Source organism: Paraburkholderia acidicola (assembly GCF_002362315.1).
Taxonomy (GTDB): domain Bacteria; phylum Pseudomonadota; class Gammaproteobacteria; order Burkholderiales; family Burkholderiaceae; genus Paraburkholderia; species Paraburkholderia acidicola.
The window spans coordinates 633,795-650,836 of record NZ_MTZV01000002.1 but is presented as its reverse complement, the minus strand read 5'-3'; the positions used below and the strand labels follow the sequence as shown (position 1 = coordinate 650,836).

14 protein-coding genes and 1 other RNA gene are annotated in these 17,042 nt (G+C 62.6%); 11 read left to right on the top strand and 4 right to left on the bottom strand.

Annotation, left to right across the window (positions count from 1 at the left end; genetic code table 11):
• Positions 1-46: 46 nt before the first annotated feature.
• Together BWP39_RS05030 and BWP39_RS05025 are read left to right on the top strand one after the other, a co-directional pair.
• Positions 47-1,126: a substrate-binding domain-containing protein gene (locus tag BWP39_RS05030; protein ID WP_096717466.1), complete on the top strand. Its 1,080-nt coding sequence runs from the start codon at positions 47-49 to the stop codon at positions 1,124-1,126.
• A gap of 174 nt (positions 1,127-1,300) precedes the next feature.
• Positions 1,301-1,573 (top strand): hypothetical protein, encoded by a 273-nt coding sequence (locus BWP39_RS05025; protein WP_096717464.1) that lies wholly within the window; start codon positions 1,301-1,303, stop codon positions 1,571-1,573.
• 298 nt (positions 1,574-1,871) lie between these two features.
• Here the strand turns inward: BWP39_RS05025 and ssrA are convergent.
• The 4 genes from ssrA to ompA form a co-directional block, all read right to left on the bottom strand.
• Positions 1,872-2,241, bottom strand: a transfer-messenger RNA (tmRNA) gene (ssrA, locus tag BWP39_RS05020).
• A 120-nt stretch (positions 2,242-2,361) separates the two neighbouring features.
• Positions 2,362-3,075 (bottom strand): phosphoglycolate phosphatase, encoded by a 714-nt coding sequence (gene gph / locus BWP39_RS05015; protein WP_096717462.1) that lies wholly within the window; start codon positions 3,073-3,075, stop codon positions 2,362-2,364.
• A 36-nt stretch (positions 3,076-3,111) separates the two neighbouring features.
• On the bottom strand, positions 3,112-3,810 hold the full coding sequence (ubiG, locus tag BWP39_RS05010; protein ID WP_096717460.1) for a bifunctional 2-polyprenyl-6-hydroxyphenol methylase/3-demethylubiquinol 3-O-methyltransferase UbiG: 699 nt from the start codon (positions 3,808-3,810) through the stop codon (positions 3,112-3,114).
• Positions 3,811-3,998: 188 nt separating this feature from the next.
• Positions 3,999-4,646 (bottom strand): outer membrane protein OmpA, encoded by a 648-nt coding sequence (gene ompA, locus BWP39_RS05005; RefSeq protein WP_096717458.1) that lies wholly within the window; start codon positions 4,644-4,646, stop codon positions 3,999-4,001.
• 480 nt (positions 4,647-5,126) lie between these two features.
• On the opposite strand from ompA, the gene gyrA reads away from it, so the two are divergent.
• From gyrA to rpsA, 9 genes are all read left to right on the top strand, one after another.
• A complete protein-coding gene (gene gyrA / locus BWP39_RS05000; RefSeq protein WP_096717456.1) occupies positions 5,127-7,751 on the top strand; it encodes a DNA gyrase subunit A in 2,625 nt (874 codons plus the stop codon).
• 117 nt (positions 7,752-7,868) lie between these two features.
• Positions 7,869-8,468, top strand: coding sequence for a DUF2059 domain-containing protein (locus BWP39_RS04995; RefSeq protein WP_096718559.1), 600 nt, complete (start codon positions 7,869-7,871; stop codon positions 8,466-8,468).
• A 150-nt stretch (positions 8,469-8,618) separates the two neighbouring features.
• A complete protein-coding gene (gene serC / locus BWP39_RS04990) occupies positions 8,619-9,701 on the top strand; it encodes a 3-phosphoserine/phosphohydroxythreonine transaminase (RefSeq protein ID WP_096717454.1) in 1,083 nt (360 codons plus the stop codon).
• 46 nt (positions 9,702-9,747) lie between these two features.
• Positions 9,748-10,830 carry a prephenate dehydratase gene (gene pheA, locus BWP39_RS04985; RefSeq protein ID WP_096717452.1) on the top strand — a complete coding sequence of 361 codons (1,083 nt, stop codon included), beginning with the start codon at positions 9,748-9,750 and terminating at the stop codon, positions 10,828-10,830.
• 61 nt (positions 10,831-10,891) lie between these two features.
• Positions 10,892-12,004: a histidinol-phosphate transaminase gene (gene hisC / locus BWP39_RS04980; protein WP_096717450.1), complete on the top strand. Its 1,113-nt coding sequence runs from the start codon at positions 10,892-10,894 to the stop codon at positions 12,002-12,004.
• A gap of 66 nt (positions 12,005-12,070) precedes the next feature.
• Positions 12,071-13,000, top strand: a complete 930-nt coding sequence (locus tag BWP39_RS04975; RefSeq protein ID WP_096717448.1) for a prephenate dehydrogenase — start codon at positions 12,071-12,073, stop codon at positions 12,998-13,000.
• A gap of 11 nt (positions 13,001-13,011) precedes the next feature.
• Positions 13,012-14,316: a 3-phosphoshikimate 1-carboxyvinyltransferase gene (gene aroA / locus BWP39_RS04970; RefSeq protein ID WP_096717446.1), complete on the top strand. Its 1,305-nt coding sequence runs from the start codon at positions 13,012-13,014 to the stop codon at positions 14,314-14,316.
• Between the two features lie 43 nt (positions 14,317-14,359).
• Positions 14,360-15,046 (top strand): (d)CMP kinase, encoded by a 687-nt coding sequence (gene cmk / locus BWP39_RS04965; RefSeq protein WP_096717444.1) that lies wholly within the window; start codon positions 14,360-14,362, stop codon positions 15,044-15,046.
• A 165-nt stretch (positions 15,047-15,211) separates the two neighbouring features.
• On the top strand, positions 15,212-16,927 hold the full coding sequence (gene rpsA, locus BWP39_RS04960) for a 30S ribosomal protein S1 (protein ID WP_091011496.1): 1,716 nt from the start codon (positions 15,212-15,214) through the stop codon (positions 16,925-16,927).
• Positions 16,928-17,042: the final 115 nt, after the last annotated feature.

The window sequence follows — 17,042 nt, the reverse complement described above, 5'->3', positions numbered from 1 at the left end:
ATAGGCGGCGAATGGCGCTTGTGCAATAGGAGGCGGTGCGACATATATGATCAAGATCGAATGCCGGGCGCAACTGGTCGTGCGCGATGCGGATGGCCGCGAAGCCAGCCTGACAGATGTCGTGCCGCTGCTGGCGTTTGTTGATGAGGCGGGCAGCATTGCGCAGGCCGCTACGCTCAAGGGTTTGTCCTACCGTCATGCTTGGGGTCTGCTACGCAGTATCGAGGAGCGCCTGGGCGGTCCGCTGATCGCGAAGGAGCGTGGCCGCGGCTCGGTTCTGTCGGAGCTGGGGCAGGCGGTGTTGCGCTCGCAGCGCCTGTGCGGCGAGCGGCTTGGCGGCAACATGCAGGCGCTCGCGAGCGAAGTAGCAAGCGATCTGAACCGCTGGCTCGCCCCGCCCGCTGACGACGTACGGATCCATGCATCGCACGGTTACGCGGTGGCGACGCTGGTCACGGCGCTCGTCGCCAGCGACGTGCCCGTCGACATCAAGTATCGCGACAGCGCAGAAGCTGTTACGGCGCTCGCACGCGGTGAGTGCGATCTGGCCGGGTTTCATTTGCCGCGCGGCGAATTCCGTACGGCATGTGCCGATACGTATCGTCGGTGGCTCGATCCGCAGCGTCACGTGCTGATTCATCTGACGCGGCGCAAACAGGGCCTGTTTCTGGCGCGCGGCAATCCGAAGCGGATCGGTGGATTGGGCGACCTGTCGCGCGATGACATTCGCTTCGTCAACCGGCAGCCTGGTTCCGGCACGCGGCTGTTGCTCGATCTCGCGTTGCGTCGCATCGGCATCGATCCCGATCGGGTCAACGGCTACGCATCGGCGGAGCTGACGCATTCGGCGATTGCAGCGTTTGTCGCGAGCGGCATGGCGGACGTCGGGTTCGGCGTCGAGCCGGCTGCGCATCACTTCGGGCTCGACTTCATTCCCGTCGTCGACGAGGACTATTACTTCGCTTGCGATCGCACGCGACTGCCGCGACCACCGCTTGCGGCCGTTATCGATCTGCTGCGCGGCGAGCCGTTCGTGAGCAGCGTCGCGCGACTCGCGGGCTACGATCCGGTTGAATGCGGGAAGGTATTCGATCTGGATGCGGGGTTGCGCGGCAACGACGCGTGATGGAGCGTGCTGTTTCTCGTGCGGTTCCGTGTAGTGCGCTGTCCGCCACGGTGAGCGGGTAAGTTCAGGTAACAATCTGAGCACCGTCGACGCTGCATCACGGGATAGTTTGCGATACTCTCTAAACTTCGCACTCCGCTTTAGTTGCGCGGCTTCTTGCCGCGCCGAATCGATATGAAATTGCTCATTCAGACATGCATCGCCGCTGCCGCCGCAGGCGTGGTACTCGCAACGGCATCGGTTGCTTTCGCACAAAATTCGCCAGGCGTGCCCGGCGGCATCCTGCAGGACGAATTCCGCTTGCAGGCACATCCGCAACTGCCGTTCGCCGCGTCCGCTCCGTCGAACAAATATCAGAAGGGCGCACCGTCGAAAATGCGCCGCAAGGGCGACGATGGGGACCCGGATGGCTGCAATCTTCAGTGTCCCGGCGATAGCACCAAGTAGGCTTCGTCTTGTCGGTGATGCCGCGCGCCACGGGCCGTGGGTGGTCGCGGCCTGAAGAGCTTTCGCTGCGCGATGAGCTTGAACCGACAGGCACGATCTGATGCCTCGCACTCGTAGTTGCTGGATCGTCAGGACAGATAGAGCCCGCTCACCCGAGCGGGCTTTTTACAGGGAGATGCTGGCGGAGCCGGCGGGATACAGACGCGCCAACGCTCACGACGCTAGTCGTCTGCGCGTGCGTCAAACGGAGGGAAAGATTCCGCGGGTGCGCAGCGCACGAATGCGCTGCGCGGAATTATGGTGGAGGCGGCGGGAATCGAACCCGCGTCCAGAAGCACTCTACGACCAGTTCTACATGTTTAGTTCTGTCATTTGATTTAGCCGCAGCGACGCGGACGAACACGCTGCACTACGGCGATTCACTAATTTTTCGACCCGGACGTCGTGACGCCGCCAAGGCTTAACTGACGTATATGACCTCTGTCGGTATTGCTACCGGTCTTGCGACACTAGCCCGTCAGTGAACTAGGCAGAGGACGGCGGCCCTTAGGCTGCCAGTGCGAACGTATCGTCGTTTGCAGTTACGTTTTTCCCATTGATTAACGAGGTGACGGGTCCTCGACATGCCCTAGCCGCTTCGCAACCCCTGTCGAAACCAGGTCGCCCCCGCAGAAGGAAGGCCCACTGACAAACGTGGGCCAACGCACATTCTACAAGAGAGCGCCTTCTCGTGCCACTGACGCTTCTACACGCGCTGTCGGGCAAGGGCAGGGCAACCGCACGGCGGGTTAACCGATCTCGCGCAGCAGCCGCTGCAGTTCCGCGGGCGAATCGACGACATGTTGCGCATGCCAGCGCGTAGGTGGCAGGTCGGTGCCGCAGTAGCCGTACGCGGCCGCGACCGTCACCATGCCCGCCGCGAAGCCCGCTTGCACGTCGCGCAGGTCGTCGCCGACATAGACGATCCGCTCCGGCGCGATACGCAGTTCGCGCGCGGCATGCAGAAGCGGCGCGGGGTGCGGCTTCGCATGCGGTGTCGTATCGCCGCTGACCACACTCGCCGCGCGCGTGTCGAGGCCGAGCAGCGCGACGAGCGGACCGGTCAACCGGCTGGCCTTGTTCGTTACGATGCCCCAGCGCACGCCGCGTGCATCGAGATCGTCGAGCACGGCATCGATGCCGGGAAAGAGTGTCGTCTCGATGCACAGATCCGCTTCGTAGTTCGCGAGAAACTCTTCGCGCATCGAGGTGAAGTCGGGATGCTCAGGGCCGATCGAAAACGCTCCACCGATCAGACCGCGCGCGCCCGCGGATGCAAGTGGGCGCAGGGTTTCGAGCGGCACCATCTCGAGGCCGCGTTCGTGGCGCATCTTGTTGACGGCAGCGGCGAGGTCGGGCGCGGTATCGGCGAGCGTGCCGTCGAGATCGAACAGGACAGCCTGGCAGAGGCCGATCGATGCATCGTCGCCTTCACGTTGCGGCAGGGGCGTGGGGTCGCTCATGGGATTCCGGGAAAAGGTATCGCGTGTTGACGCGGGTCAGGCCTCGCGGCGACACGCGAGCATGTAGTTGACGCTCGTATCGTCGGACAACGCGAAGTGCTTGCTGAACGGACGGTAGGCGATGCCCTTGATCTCCTGCGTATGCAGGGCGGCGGCCCGCACGAACCCGGCCAGCTCTGACGGACGGATGAAGCGCGCGTAGTCGTGGGTGCCCTTCGGCAACATCTGCGCGAGGTATTCCGCACCGATCACTGCGAACAGATACGACTTGACGTTGCGATTGAGCGTCGAGAAGAACACCCAGCCACCGGGCTTCACCAGTGTTGCGCACGCGGCGACGACGGCTGCCGGCTCGGGCACGTGCTCGAGCATTTCCATACAGGTCACGACGTCGTAGGTGGCCGGTTCGCGGGCGGCGAGGGCTTCGGCGGCGATTTCTTCGTAGTCGACCGTGACGCCGCTTTCGAGGCTGTGCAGATCGGCGACGCCCAGTGCCTGCGACGACAGGTCGATGCCCTTAACCGTCGCCCCCAGGCTGGCCATCGACTCCGACAGGATGCCCCCGCCGCAGCCGATATCGAGCACACGCTTACCGGCAAGCGCTGCATGCGCGTCGATCCACTTGAGCCGGACAGGGTTCAGTTCATGCAGCGGTTTGAATTCGGCGTTCGGATCCCACCAGCGATGCGCGAGATCGCTGAATTTCTGTAGTTCGTGGGGGTCGGCATTGGTCATGGCAGAAGCGGCCTGTAGAGCGGGTGGGCGGGCGATCGAGGATAAACCCTGAGTATATAGGCCGACGATCAGGGCGGCAAAATGCCGCGGTCACAGCGGACGGCCTCGGCCGGTCGGAGCGGCGCGCTGCAGAAGCACATAAAAAAAGCCCCGCCGAAGCGGGGCTTTGATACTGCGGTATGCGTCGCTTACTGCTTCGAAGTACCGACAACTTCGACTTCCACGCGGCGATCCGGTGCGAGGCAAGCGATCAGTTGCTTGCGGTTGCGCTGGTTGCAACCCGTCGTAACCGGGTTACGCTTGCCCTTGCCTTCCGTGTAGATGCGGTTGGCTTCGATGCCACGGCTAACCAGGTAAGCCTTCACAGCTTGAGCACGGCGCAGCGACAGACGGTCGTTGTACTTGTCCGAGCCGATGCGGTCGGTGTAACCCGTTGCCACGACGACTTCGAGGTTCACGCCCTGAATCTTCGAGGCGAGGTCGTCAAGCTTTGCCTTGCCAGCCGGCTTCAGGATTGCCTTGTCGAAGTCGAACAGTGCGTCGGCTTGATACGTGATCTTCTGGCTGGTCAGCACCGGTGCCGGCGGCACTTGAGCCGGCGGAGTCGGAGCCTGGGCGACCAGTGCGCCATCGCACTTCGCGTTAGCCGTTGCCGGCGTCCAGAACGCGTCGCGCCAGCAAAGCTCGTTCGTGCCGTTCATCCACACGTATTCGCCGGTACCGTTCACCCAGTTGTCGTTCACGGCTTGTCGCGATGCCGGCACCGATTGTGCCGAAGCCGATGCAGCCATTACTGCGGTAGCTGCAATGAACGCGAGCTTTGAAAGTTTATTCATATTTCTCCTCTCGAAATTGAGATTACCGCAGGTTTACTGCGAGCCTGTTGACGAAGACAAGTCATACATTGCTCGAAGTATAACATTGGTGCGGAACAAAAAACGTGCTGTGTAGACTTCGAGCCGTGTCTAACTCTTTGTGCGTTGGCATTTTGCCATATCGTTCCCTTCCAACGATAAAAAAATCCTGTTCCCCCGATCAGCCCCCCCAATTGTGGTGCAAGCGCAACAGAACGTTAACTGGCGCAAGAGCCCGCCGGCCGTGGTTTTGCGCCGTTTTCGGGCGAGCACTTTTCGGGCCTGCTCTCACGCGCTGCAGAAGCCCTCAGGCGGCTTCGCTGGTCGTTCCTCTAATAGGTATACGCAGGCCGTCGGTCGTGGATGCTGCGCATGCTAGAATCGCGTGATGCGCCGCGCCTGCGGCGCTGACGCGTAAGGCGCGGCATCTTCGCCGTTTGCGCACGAAAAAGACACGGATAAATGGATCAATTCGCCAAAGAGACTCTGCCAATCTCCCTAGAGGAGGAAATGCGCCGCTCCTATCTCGACTACGCGATGAGCGTGATCGTGGGGCGGGCACTCCCCGATGTCCGCGATGGCCTGAAGCCGGTGCACCGGCGCGTGCTGTACGCGATGCATGAGCTTAACAACGACTGGAACCGGGCGTACAAGAAGTCCGCACGTATTGTCGGCGACGTGATCGGTAAATATCACCCGCACGGCGACACGGCTGTCTACGACACGATTGTCCGGATGGCGCAGCCTTTCTCGTTGCGCTACATGCTGGTGGACGGACAAGGCAATTTCGGGTCGGTAGACGGCGACAACGCCGCTGCCATGCGCTACACCGAAATCCGCATGGCGAAGATCGGCCACGAACTGCTGGCCGACATCGACAAGGAAACGGTCGATTTCCAGCCGAACTACGACGGCAGCGAAAGCGAACCGGCCATCATGCCGGCGCGGATTCCCAATCTGCTGATCAATGGTTCGTCCGGTATTGCGGTCGGGATGGCAACCAACATTCCGCCGCACAACCTCAATGAGGTTGTCGATGGGTGTCAGCATCTGCTGAAAAACCCGCACGCCACCATCGACGAACTGATCGAAATCATTCCCGCCCCCGATTTCCCGACCGCCGGCATCATCTACGGCATCGCTGGCGTGCGCGACGGTTACCGCACCGGGCGCGGACGCGTCGTCATGCGCGCGACCACGCACTTCGAGGAAATCGACCGCGGCCAGCGGATGGCGATCATCGTCGACGAACTGCCGTACCAGGTGAACAAGCGTTCGCTGCAGGAGCGGATGGCCGAGCTCGTCAACGAAAAGAAGATCGAGGGTATTTCCGACATCCGCGACGAATCCGACAAGAGCGGCATGCGTCTCGTGATCGAGTTGAAGCGCGGCGAAGTGCCCGAGGTCGTGCTCAACAATCTGTATAAGGCGACCCAGCTGCAGGACACGTTCGGCATGAACATGGTCGCGCTGGTCGACAACCAGCCGAAGCTGCTGAACCTGAAGGAAATGCTCGAGCATTTCCTGTCGCACCGCCGCGAGGTGCTGACGCGGCGCACTGTATACGAACTGCGCAAGGCACGCGAACGCGGCCACGTGCTCGAAGGTCTGGCCGTCGCATTGGCCAACATCGATGAGTTCATCGCGATCATCAAGGCCGCTCCGACGCCGCCGATCGCGAAGCAGGAGTTGATGGCGCGCCCGTGGGATTCGTCGCTCGTGCGTGACATGCTGGCGCGCGCCGAGACCGAGAATGCAACGGTCGGCGGCGGCGCGGCCTACCGGCCGGAAGGGTTGAATCCGGCGTTCGGGATGCAGGGCGACGGCCTCTACCGTCTCTCCGACACCCAGGCGCAGGAAATCCTGCAGATGCGTCTGCAGCGCCTGACCGGTCTCGAGCAGGACAAGATCATCGGCGAGTACCGCGAAGTGATGGCGCAAATTGCCGACCTGCTCGACATCCTGGCTCGTCCGGAGCGCATTACGGCGATCATCGTCGACGAACTCACGGCTATCAAGGCCGAATTCGGCGATGCACGCCGCTCGAAGATCGAGTTCAACGCGACCGAACTGAACACCGAAGATCTGATCACGCCGCAGGAAATGGTCGTGACGATGTCGCATGCCGGCTACGTGAAGTCGCAGCCGCTGTCCGAGTACCGCGCGCAAAAACGCGGTGGGCGCGGCAAGCAGGCTACCTCGATGAAGGAAGACGACTGGATCGATACGCTGTTCATCGCGAACACGCACGACCACATCCTGTGCTTCTCGAACCGCGGACGCGTCTACTGGGTCAAGGTCTACGAAGTGCCGCAGGGTTCGCGCAACTCGCGCGGCCGTCCGATCGTGAACATGTTCCCGCTGCAGGACGGCGAGAAGATCACGGTGGTACTGCCGGTCAAGGAATTTTCGGCGGACAAGTTCGTCTTTATGGCGACGGCGTTAGGAACGGTAAAAAAGACGCCGCTAGAAGCCTTTAGCCGGCCGCTGCGCAAGGGTATTATTGCGGTCGGTCTCGACGACGGCGACTACCTGATCGGTGCCGCGATCACCGATGGCGAACACGACGTGATGCTGTTCTCCGATTCGGGCAAGGCGGTGCGTTTCGATGAGAACGATGTCCGGCCGATGGGACGCGAGGCGCGCGGCGTGCGCGGCATGCAACTCGACGACGGGCAGAACGTCATCGCGTTGCTGGTTGCGGGCGACGAGCAGCAGTCGGTGCTGACGGCAACCGAAAATGGCTACGGCAAACGCACGCCGATCATTGAGTACACGCGTCACGGGCGCGGGACGAAGGGGATGATTGCGATCCAGACGTCGGAGCGCAACGGCAAGGTCGTCGCCGCAACGCTCGTCGACCAGGAAGCGCAGATCATGCTGATCACCACCACGGGCGTGCTGATTCGTACGCGCGTGTCGGAGATTCGCGAGATGGGCCGTGCAACGCAAGGTGTTACACTCATCAGCCTTGACGAGGGTACGAAGCTTTCAGGTCTCCAACAGGTCGCGGAAGCCGATGCCGAAGGCGATGCCGACGGTCCCGCCGAAAACGGCGAGGCCGATGAAGAAGGCGGTGTTGTCTGAGTCGTACCGGCGCGCTTCTCGGTACTGGGTGAATAGCCGCAAGGACACATGAGCGCATCGGGCCGATGCGCTGTCCAGGCGGCGCGCAGTTCGACTAATTTCTCTTAGGGAGTAATGATGCAAAAACGATTCAAACAGTTGATGGTGCTCGCAGCTTTCCTGCCGACTCTCGCGATGGCGCAAGCGCTGCAGGCGCCGGCTTCGGCACCCGCAGCTGCGGCAGCTCCGGTTGACCCGGCCAAGCAGGCTGCGATCAAGGATCTGCTCGACGCAATCGATGCGCAGAAGCTGGTCGGTGCGATCGGCAACAGCGCACAGATGCAGGCGAAGCAACTGGTTCCGGCCATCCTGTCGGACGCCCTGTCGGAAAACAAGACGCTGACGGACAAGCAGAAGCAGGCTTCGGTCCCGACGCTGCAAAAGAATGCCGTACCGAAGCTGGTTGACGGTGCAGGTCAGGTCTTCGCGACCGATTCGTTCCGTCAGGACGCGATGCAGGCTCAGTACGACGCGTACGCGAAGTACTACAGCACGTCGGAAATCAAGGATCTGACGTCGTTCTACAAGAGCCCGACGGGCCGCAAGTTCATCCAGGTGCAAGACCAGGTGGGCCGCGACGTAGTGAACGGTCTGATGCAGAAGTACATGCCGGAATCGATCAAGGCAACGCGTGACCAGGCCGACAAGGAAGTCGCGGCCGTCAAGCCGGCTAAGTAAGCCAGTCGAACCGGCTGCACCGGCAACATCGCCAGGCGCCGCAAGGCGCCTTCGGTTGGCGGGTTGCCAGTGACAGTGCGATAATGGCCGTTTGCGCATAGGCGCAAACGGCCATTATTTTTTCGGGTTTTTCACGCGGGGTTTTTTGCGATGCGCGTCTTCAATTTCTCCGCCGGACCTGCGGCTTTGCCCGAAGAGGTGCTGCGTCAGGCCGCTGCCGAAATGCTCGACTGGCAAGGCAGCGGTATGAGCGTGATGGAGATGAGCCATCGCGGGAAGGAGTTCTCGTCGATTCACGAGGCGGCGCTGCTCGATCTGCGCGAACTGCTCCACGTACCTGCAAGCCACCATATCCTGTTCCTGCAAGGCGGCGGTCTGGGCGAGAACGCGATCGTACCGATGAACCTGATGGGCGCGAAACCGCGCGCGGACTTCGTCGTGACGGGATCGTGGTCGCAGAAATCGCTGAAGGAAGCGCAGAAGTACGGCGCGGTGCATCTGGCGGCAAGTGGCGAGACATCGGCGGGATTCACGCGCGCGCCCACCCGTGCCGAATGGCAACTGTCCGACGACCCCGCGTATGTGCATCTGTGCACGAACGAAACAATCCACGGTGTGGAGACGTTCGATATCCCGGATCTCGGTGACATTCCGCTCGTCGCCGATGCGTCGTCGCACATCCTGTCGCGTCCGATGGACATCGCCAAGTACGGTGTGCTGTTCGGCGGGGCGCAGAAGAATATCGGCATGGCCGGTGTGACCGTCGTGATCGTGCGCGAAGACATGCTCGATCGCGCGCTGTCTATCTGTCCGTCGGCGTTCGAATGGAAGACGGTCGCCGCCAATAATTCGATGTACAACACGCCGCCCACGTACGCGATCTACATCGCGGGGCTCGTGTTCAAGTGGTTACAGAAGCAGGGCGGCCTGCCTGCGATCGAAGCGCGCAATCTCGAGAAGTCGACACTGCTGTACGACACGATCGATGCGAGCAGCTTCTATCTGAACAAGGTCGAGCGCGGTTCGCGGTCGCGGATGAACGTCCCGTTCTTCCTCGCCGACGAATCTCGCAACGAAGATTTCCTGGCCGGCGCGAAAGCGCGCGGGCTGGTGCAGCTGAAGGGCCACAAGTCCGTCGGCGGCATGCGGGCGTCGATTTACAACGCGGTGCCGCTCGAAGGCGTTAAAGCGCTCGTCGAGTACATGAAGGAATTCGAACAGCGCGAAGCCTGATTGCGGGCACGCGTGCCACTCTTTCATCTAACGGCCGTTTTTACGCATGGACGACGAACTTAATTTACGACTCAAACCGCTGCGCGAGCGCATCGATGCTATCGACGCGCAGCTCATCGCGCTCCTCAACCAGCGGGCGTCGGTTGCGCTCGAAGTCGGCGAGGTGAAGAAGCATTTCAACGCGCCGGTGTTTCGCCCGGAACGCGAGCAGCAGGTCATCGCGCGTTTGCAGGACATGAGCGCGGGGCCGCTGGCCGGCGAACACATCAGCGCCATCTGGCGCGAGATCATGGCGGCGAGCCGTGCACTCGAACAGACGGTTCGCGCCGCGTATCTCGGGCCGATCGGCACCTATAGCGAAGAAGCGATGCACGAGTACTTCGGTCAGTCGATCGAAGGGCTGCCGTGCCCGTCTATCGACGAAGTGTTCCGTTCCGTCGAAGCCGGCGCAGCGGAATTCGGTGTCGTGCCGGTCGAGAATTCGACCGAAGGCGCGGTGTCGCGCACGCTCGATCTGCTGCTGCAATCGCAGTTGCTGATCGGCGGCGAACTCGCGCTGCCAATTCACCACAACCTGCTGACGGCGAGCGGCGACCTGACGGGCGTGACGCGTGTCTGCGCACACGCGCAGGCGCTTGCGCAATGCCAGCGCTGGCTGTCTACACATGCGCCGCATCTCGAGCGCCAGGCTGTATCGAGCAACGCCGAAGCCGCGCGTCTCGCCGCAGCCGATCCGACGGTAGCGGCGATCGCGGGCGACCGTGCCGCGACGCATTACGGTCTGCAGGTGGCCTACTCACTGATCCAGGACGATCCGCACAATCGCACCCGCTTCCTGATGATCGGCAAGGAGCCCGCGGGCGTAAGCGGGAATGACCGGACCTCGCTGATCTTCTCGGTGAAGAACGAGCCCGGTGCGGTGTTCCGGCTGCTCGAACCGCTCGCGCGTCACGGCGTGTCGATGACGCGTTTCGAGTCGCGGCCCGCGCGCGTCGACAAGTGGGAGTATTACTTCTACATCGACGTCGAAGGCCATCGCGACGATGCGGCTGTGGCTGCGGCGCTTGCCGAGCTCGAGCAGAAGGCCGCGTTCGTCAAGATACTCGGCTCGTATCCGCGCGCCCGCTGACACCGGCTTGCCGGCTTGCTGCTGCGAATTCAACACATCAAATGTCGTTTTGGAGATACTCATGACAACGCCTTTCGGTCCTTCCTATGTGCGCGCCATCGCGCCTTATGTCGCCGGCAAACCGATCTCGGAAGTCGCCCGCGAATTCGGTCTCGACGAGGCGAGCATCGTGAAGCTTGCGTCGAACGAGAACCCGCTCGGCATGCCCGAGTCGGCACAGCAGGCGTTGGCGAAGGCCGCGGGCGAGCTGGGCCGTTATCCGGATGCCAACGCGTTCGAACTGAAGGCCGCGCTGAGCGCGCACTACGACGTGCCCGCCGAATGGATCACGCTCGGCAACGGCAGCAACGACATCCTCGAACTCGCTGCGCATTCGTTCGTTGAGAAAAGCCAGTCGATCGTCTACGCGCAGTATTCGTTTGCGGTGTATGCGCTCGCTACGCAAGGACTTGGCGCACGCGCGATCGTTGTGCCGGCCGTGAAGTACGGCCACGATCTCGATGCAATGCTTGCCGCCATCGACGACGACACGCGGCTCGTGTTCGTCGCGAACCCGAACAATCCGACCGGCACGTTTCTCGAAGGCGCGCAGATCGAAGCATTTCTCGACAAGGTGCCGCGCCACGTCGCGGTGGTGCTCGACGAGGCGTACACCGAATACCTGCCGGCCGAAAAGCGTTATGACGCGATCGCATGGGTGCGTCGCTATCCGAACCTGCTGGTGTCGCGCACGTTCTCGAAGGCGTTCGGTCTTGCCGGTTTGCGAGTCGGTTTCGCGATCGCGCAACCCGAGTTGACCGATCTGATGAACCGTCTGCGTCAGCCGTTCAACGTCAATACGCTTGCGCAGGCCGCGGCGATTGCCGCGTTGAACGACAAGGCGTTCCTCGCGAAGAGTGCAGAACTCAACGCGCAGGGTTATCGCCGGCTGACCGAAGCGTTCGACCGGCTTGGCCTCGAATATGTGCCGTCGTCGGGCAACTTCGTGCTGGTGCGCGTGGGCACCGACGATGCGGCCGGCAACCGCGTCAATCTCGCGCTGCTGAAGCAGGGTGTGATCGTGCGGCCGGTTGGCGGTTATGGCTTGCCGCAGTGGTTGCGCATCACGATTGGCCTGCCCGCAGAAAACGACGCGTTTATCGCTGCACTCGAAAAGACGCTCGCGACCGCTTGAGCGGTTCGCGCCAACTATCCGCGTGCCCGGCCCGATGATGGCCGGGACGCTTTTTCCCGGTTCGCTGTGGCCGCATTCTCTTTCAACAAGCTGGTGATTTTCGGTGTCGGCCTGATCGGCGGATCGCTTGCGCGTGCGTTGCGCGAGCGTGATGGTGTGAGCGGCGCGCGTACTGTGGTCGGGATTGGGCGTTCGGCGGCGTCGACGGCGCGGGCGCTCGAACTCGGCGTGATCGACGAAGCTGCCACCTTCGACGATCCGGTCGCTTTGCGCGCGGCGCTGGCGGGCGCGGACATCGTGCTGCTTGCCGCGCCGGTGGCGCAGACGCAGCCGCTGCTCGAGCGCATCGCGCCGTTTCTCGACGCATCGACCATCGTCACCGATGCCGGCAGCACGAAATCCGACGTCGTCGCCGCGGCGCGCGCGGCGCTTGGTTCGCGGGTCGCGCAGTTCGTGCCCGGGCATCCGATTGCCGGTCGCGAGTCGAGCGGCGTCGACGCGGCGCTCGCCGATCTGTATGTCGATCGCAACGTCGTGCTGTGCGCGCTGCCGGAGAATGCGCCGCGCGACGTCGAGAGAGTGGCCGCGATGTGGCGTGCCACTGGCGCAGCGGTGCATGAGATGTCGCCGGAGCAGCACGATCGTGTGCTTGCGTCGGTGAGTCATCTGCCGCACGTGCTGTCGTTTGCGCTGGTCGAGCAGATTCTCAGCTCTCCGGACGCAGCGCTGAAGTTTTCCTTTGCGGCCGGTGGCTTTCGCGATTTCACGCGGATCGCGGCGTCGAGCCCGGAGATGTGGCGCGACATCTGCGTCGCCAACCGCGCGGCGCTGCTCGACGAACTCGACGGCTACACGGCGGTGCTGGCGCGGCTGCGTGCGGCGATCGAAGCGGGCGACGGCGCGGCGCTCGAAGCCGTGTTCGCCCGTTCGCGGGAAGCGCGCAGCGGATGGCAGGCCGGTGGCGGCAAGACCGGTACCGACGACGCGTCGAAATAACAGGACATACCATGGACTACCTCGATCTCGGACCCTTCTCCCGTGCATCCGGCACGGTGCGCCTGCCTGGTTCGAAAAGCATTTCGAACCGTGTGCTGCTGCTCGCCGCGCTCGCCGAAGGCGAGACGACGATTACCAACCTGCTCGATTCCGACGACACCCGCGTGATGCTCGCGGCGCTCGAACAACTCGGCGTGAAACTGACCCGTAGCGGCGATACCTGCACGGTCACCGGTACGCGCGGCGCGTTTACCGCGCAGAGCGCCGATCTGTTCCTCGGTAACGCGGGTACGGCGGTGCGTCCGCTCACAGCGGCGCTTGCGGTAAACGGCGGCGAATATCGCGTGCACGGTGTGCCGCGCATGCACGAGCGGCCGATCGGCGATCTGGTCGACGGTTTGCGGCAGATCGGCGCGAAGATCGATTACGAAGCGAACGAAGGCTATCCGCCGCTGCGTATCCACGCGGCACAGATCGCTGTCGATGCACCGATCCGCGTGCGCGGCGACGTGTCGAGCCAGTTCCTGACCGCGCTGCTGATGACCCTGCCGCTCGTGCGCTCCGCCAGCGGCGTGACGGTCGTCGAAGTGGAAGGCGAACTGATCTCGAAGCCCTATATCGACATCACGATCAAGCTGATGGCGCGCTTCGGCATTCATGTCGAGCGCGACGGCTGGCAGCGTTTTACGGTGCCGGCCGGTCGGCGCTATCGGGCGCCGGGGCGGATCATGGTCGAGGGCGATGCGTCGTCGGCCTCGTACTTTCTCGCGGCCGGCGCGCTGGGTGGCGGACCGCTGCGGGTGGAAGGCGTCGGGCGCACGAGCATCCAGGGCGACGTTGGCTTTGCCGACGCGCTCAACCAGATGGGCGCCAATGTATCGATGGGTGAGGACTGGATCGAGGTGCGCGGTATCGGCCACGATCACGGCAAGCTCGCGCCGATCGACATGGACTTCAACCTGATCCCGGACGCCGCGATGACGATTGCCGTGGCTGCGCTGTTCGCCGACGGCACTTCGACGCTGCGCAATATCGGCAGCTGGCGCGTCAAGGAAACCGACCGGATCGCCGCGATGGCGACCGAATTGCGCAAGGTCGGCGCGACGATCGAAGAGGGCGCCGACTATCTGGTCGTCACACCGCCCGCCCGCCTCACGCCCGGCGCTGCAATCGATACCTACGACGATCACCGGATGGCGATGTGCTTCTCGCTGGTGAGCCTCGGCGGTGTGCCGGTGCGTATCAACGACCCGAAGTGCGTTGGCAAGACCTTCCCCGACTATTTCGAGCGCTTTGCCGCGCTCGCAAAGCCGTGACACCGATTTCCACTCCGGCTTGCCCCGACGAGCGACTTTTCCGATGAAACCGACCCGTCCTTTTCACCAGACGCCCGTCATTACGATCGATGGCCCGACTGCCTCCGGTAAGGGCACCGTGGCCGCGCTGGTCGCCGCCCAGCTGGGTTTTCACCTGCTCGACAGCGGCGCGCTCTACCGGCTTACCGCGCTGGCCAGCGCGCGCTACCAGGTCGCCACCGACGATGCCGACGCGCTGGCCAAGCTGGTCGGCGACCTGCACATCACGTTCCGCGAGGGGCTGGCACAGCTCGACGGGGTGGACGTATCGAGCGAAATCCGCGCCGAGGAAATCGGCAAACGGGCCTCGGCAATTGCCGTCCACACCCCGGTGCGGACCGCGCTGGTGGCGCGTCAGCGGGCTTTTCGCAAGGAACCAGGGTTAGTGGCCGATGGCCGCGATATGGGGACAGTGATCTTCCAGGATGCAGCCCTGAAGGTGTTTTTGACCGCAAGCGCCGAGGCCCGTGCGGCGCGACGTCATAAGCAATTGATCCAAAAAGGTTTTTCTGCTAATATAGATGACTTGCTCCGGGATTTGCGTGAACGCGACGCGCGCGATAGTCAGCGCACGGCCGCGCCGCTCAAGCCCGCAGCAGATGCAAAGCTGCTCGACACCTCAGCACTGTCAGTCGACCAGGCGGTCGGCCAGGTAGTGCAGTGGTATCAGGCGCTAACGCCGCATGCATGACGCGCGCAAGAGCGTGCGAGCGGCAAGGTAGGTGCTTCGCGAGCGTCGCGAAGCGTGTATTTAACCCTTTAACCCCGCGTGGGATTCGCTTTAATCACAGCGACTGAAGTCTTGCCGCTGTACGGCCATCCGGGCCGCGCGAAAACCAGGCAAATTCCGATTTTTATGTCCGACCTGCAAACCTCCACCCCGAATACCGAATCTTTTGCGGCTCTGTTCGAAGAGTCGCTGACCAAGCAGGACATGCGCGCTGGCGAAGTGATCTCCGCCGAAGTCGTGCGCGTCGACCACAACTTCGTGGTCGTCAATGCTGGTCTCAAGTCCGAAGCCTACATCCCGCTGGAAGAATTCCTGAACGACGCGGGTGAAGTGGAAGTGCAGGCGGGCGACTTCGTTTCCGTCGCGATCGACGCGCTCGAAAACGGCTACGGCGACACGATCCTGTCGCGCGACAAGGCGAAGCGTCTCGCTTCGTGGCTGTCGCTGGAAAAAGCCCTCGACAACAACGAACTCGTGACCGGCACGATCACGGGCAAGGTCAAGGGCGGCATGACCGTGATGGTCAATGGCATCCGCGCATTCCTGCCGGGTTCGCTCGTCGACACGCGTCCGGTCAAGGACACGACCCCGTACGAAGGCAAGACCCTCGAATTCCGCGTCATCAAGCTCGACCGCAAGCGTAACAACGTCGTGCTGTCGCGCCGTGCCGTGATCGAAGCTACGCAAGGCGAAGAGCGCGCAAAGCTGCTCGAAACGCTGAAGGAAGGCGCGATCGTGGAAGGCGTGGTCAAGAACATCACCGACTACGGCGCGTTCGTGGACCTCGGCGGTATCGACGGTCTGCTGCACATCACCGACATCGCATGGCGTCGTGTGCGTCACCCGAGCGAAGTGCTGTCGGTTGGCCAGGAAGTCACCGCGAAGATCCTCAAGTTTGATCAAGAGAAGAACCGCGTCTCGCTGGGCATCAAGCAACTCGGCGACGATCCGTGGGAAGGCATTTCCCGCCGTTACCCGTCGGGCACGCGCCTGTTCGGCAAGGTCACCAACATCACCGACTACGGCGCATTCGTCGAAGTGGAATCGGGCATCGAAGGCCTGGTTCACGTGTCGGAAATGGACTGGACGAACAAGAACGTTGCACCGTCGAAGGTTGTGCAGCTCGGCGACGAAGTCGAAGTCATGGTTCTCGAAATCGACGAAGACCGCCGCCGTATCAGCCTCGGCATGAAGCAATGCAAGCCGAACCCGTGGGACGACTTCAGCCGTAACTTCAAGAAGGGCGACAAGCTGCAGGGCGCGATCAAGTCGATCACCGACTTCGGCGTGTTCATCGGCCTGCCTGGCGGCATCGATGGTCTGGTTCACCTCTCCGATCTGTCGTGGAGCGAAACCGGCGAAGAAGCCGTGCGCAAGTACAAGAAGGGCGACGAAGTGGAAGCGATCGTGCTCGGCATCGATGTCGAGAAAGAACGCATTTCGCTCGGCATCAAGCAGCTCGAAGGCGACCCGTTCAGCAACTTCGTTGCCATGAACGACAAGGGTTCGATCGTCGACGGCGTGGTCAAGACGGTAGATGCGAAGGGTGCAGTGGTCACGCTGTCGACGGAAGTCGAAGGCTACCTGCGCGCTTCGGAAATCGCTCAAGACCGCGTGGAAGATGCGCGCAACGTGCTGAAGGAAGGCGACAAGGTCAACGCGATGATCATCAACATCGATCGCAAGTCGCGTGGCATCAACCTGTCGGTCAAGGCCAAGGATTCGGCTGAGCAACAGGAAGCGATCCGCGGCCTGGCTTCGTCGGATTCCAACGCGGCAGCAACCGGCACGACGAACCTCGGCGCGCTGTTGAAGGCCAAGCTCGACGGCCAGAACCAGTAAGCCTGAAGAACGCCCCCAACCCTGGCGCCTCGCGCGCCAGGCCCCCTGAAGAGGGGCTGTCCCCCACGGGGACTTCCTGCGGTGTACAAAACCTGGGGGCGGTCAGGCGTTTTCT

What these genes read in the sequence shown, in the direction of transcription:
- BWP39_RS05030 (WP_096717466.1), top strand. Translation starts at nt 47, where the DNA reads ATGATCAAGATCGAATGCCGGGCGCAACTGGTCGTGCGCGATGCGGAT.
- BWP39_RS05025 (WP_096717464.1), top strand. Translation starts at nt 1,301, where the DNA reads ATGAAATTGCTCATTCAGACATGCATCGCCGCTGCCGCCGCAGGCGTG.
- gph (WP_096717462.1), bottom strand. Translation starts at nt 3,075, where the DNA reads ATGAGCGACCCCACGCCCCTGCCGCAACGTGAAGGCGACGATGCATCG.
- ubiG (WP_096717460.1), bottom strand. Translation starts at nt 3,810, where the DNA reads ATGACCAATGCCGACCCCCACGAACTACAGAAATTCAGCGATCTCGCG.
- ompA (WP_096717458.1), bottom strand. Translation starts at nt 4,646, where the DNA reads ATGAATAAACTTTCAAAGCTCGCGTTCATTGCAGCTACCGCAGTAATG.
- gyrA (WP_096717456.1), top strand. Translation starts at nt 5,127, where the DNA reads ATGGATCAATTCGCCAAAGAGACTCTGCCAATCTCCCTAGAGGAGGAA.
- BWP39_RS04995 (WP_096718559.1), top strand. Translation starts at nt 7,869, where the DNA reads ATGCAAAAACGATTCAAACAGTTGATGGTGCTCGCAGCTTTCCTGCCG.
- serC (WP_096717454.1), top strand. Translation starts at nt 8,619, where the DNA reads ATGCGCGTCTTCAATTTCTCCGCCGGACCTGCGGCTTTGCCCGAAGAG.
- pheA (WP_096717452.1), top strand. Translation starts at nt 9,748, where the DNA reads ATGGACGACGAACTTAATTTACGACTCAAACCGCTGCGCGAGCGCATC.
- hisC (WP_096717450.1), top strand. Translation starts at nt 10,892, where the DNA reads ATGACAACGCCTTTCGGTCCTTCCTATGTGCGCGCCATCGCGCCTTAT.
- aroA (WP_096717446.1), top strand. Translation starts at nt 13,012, where the DNA reads ATGGACTACCTCGATCTCGGACCCTTCTCCCGTGCATCCGGCACGGTG.
- cmk (WP_096717444.1), top strand. Translation starts at nt 14,360, where the DNA reads ATGAAACCGACCCGTCCTTTTCACCAGACGCCCGTCATTACGATCGAT.
- rpsA (WP_091011496.1), top strand. Translation starts at nt 15,212, where the DNA reads ATGTCCGACCTGCAAACCTCCACCCCGAATACCGAATCTTTTGCGGCT.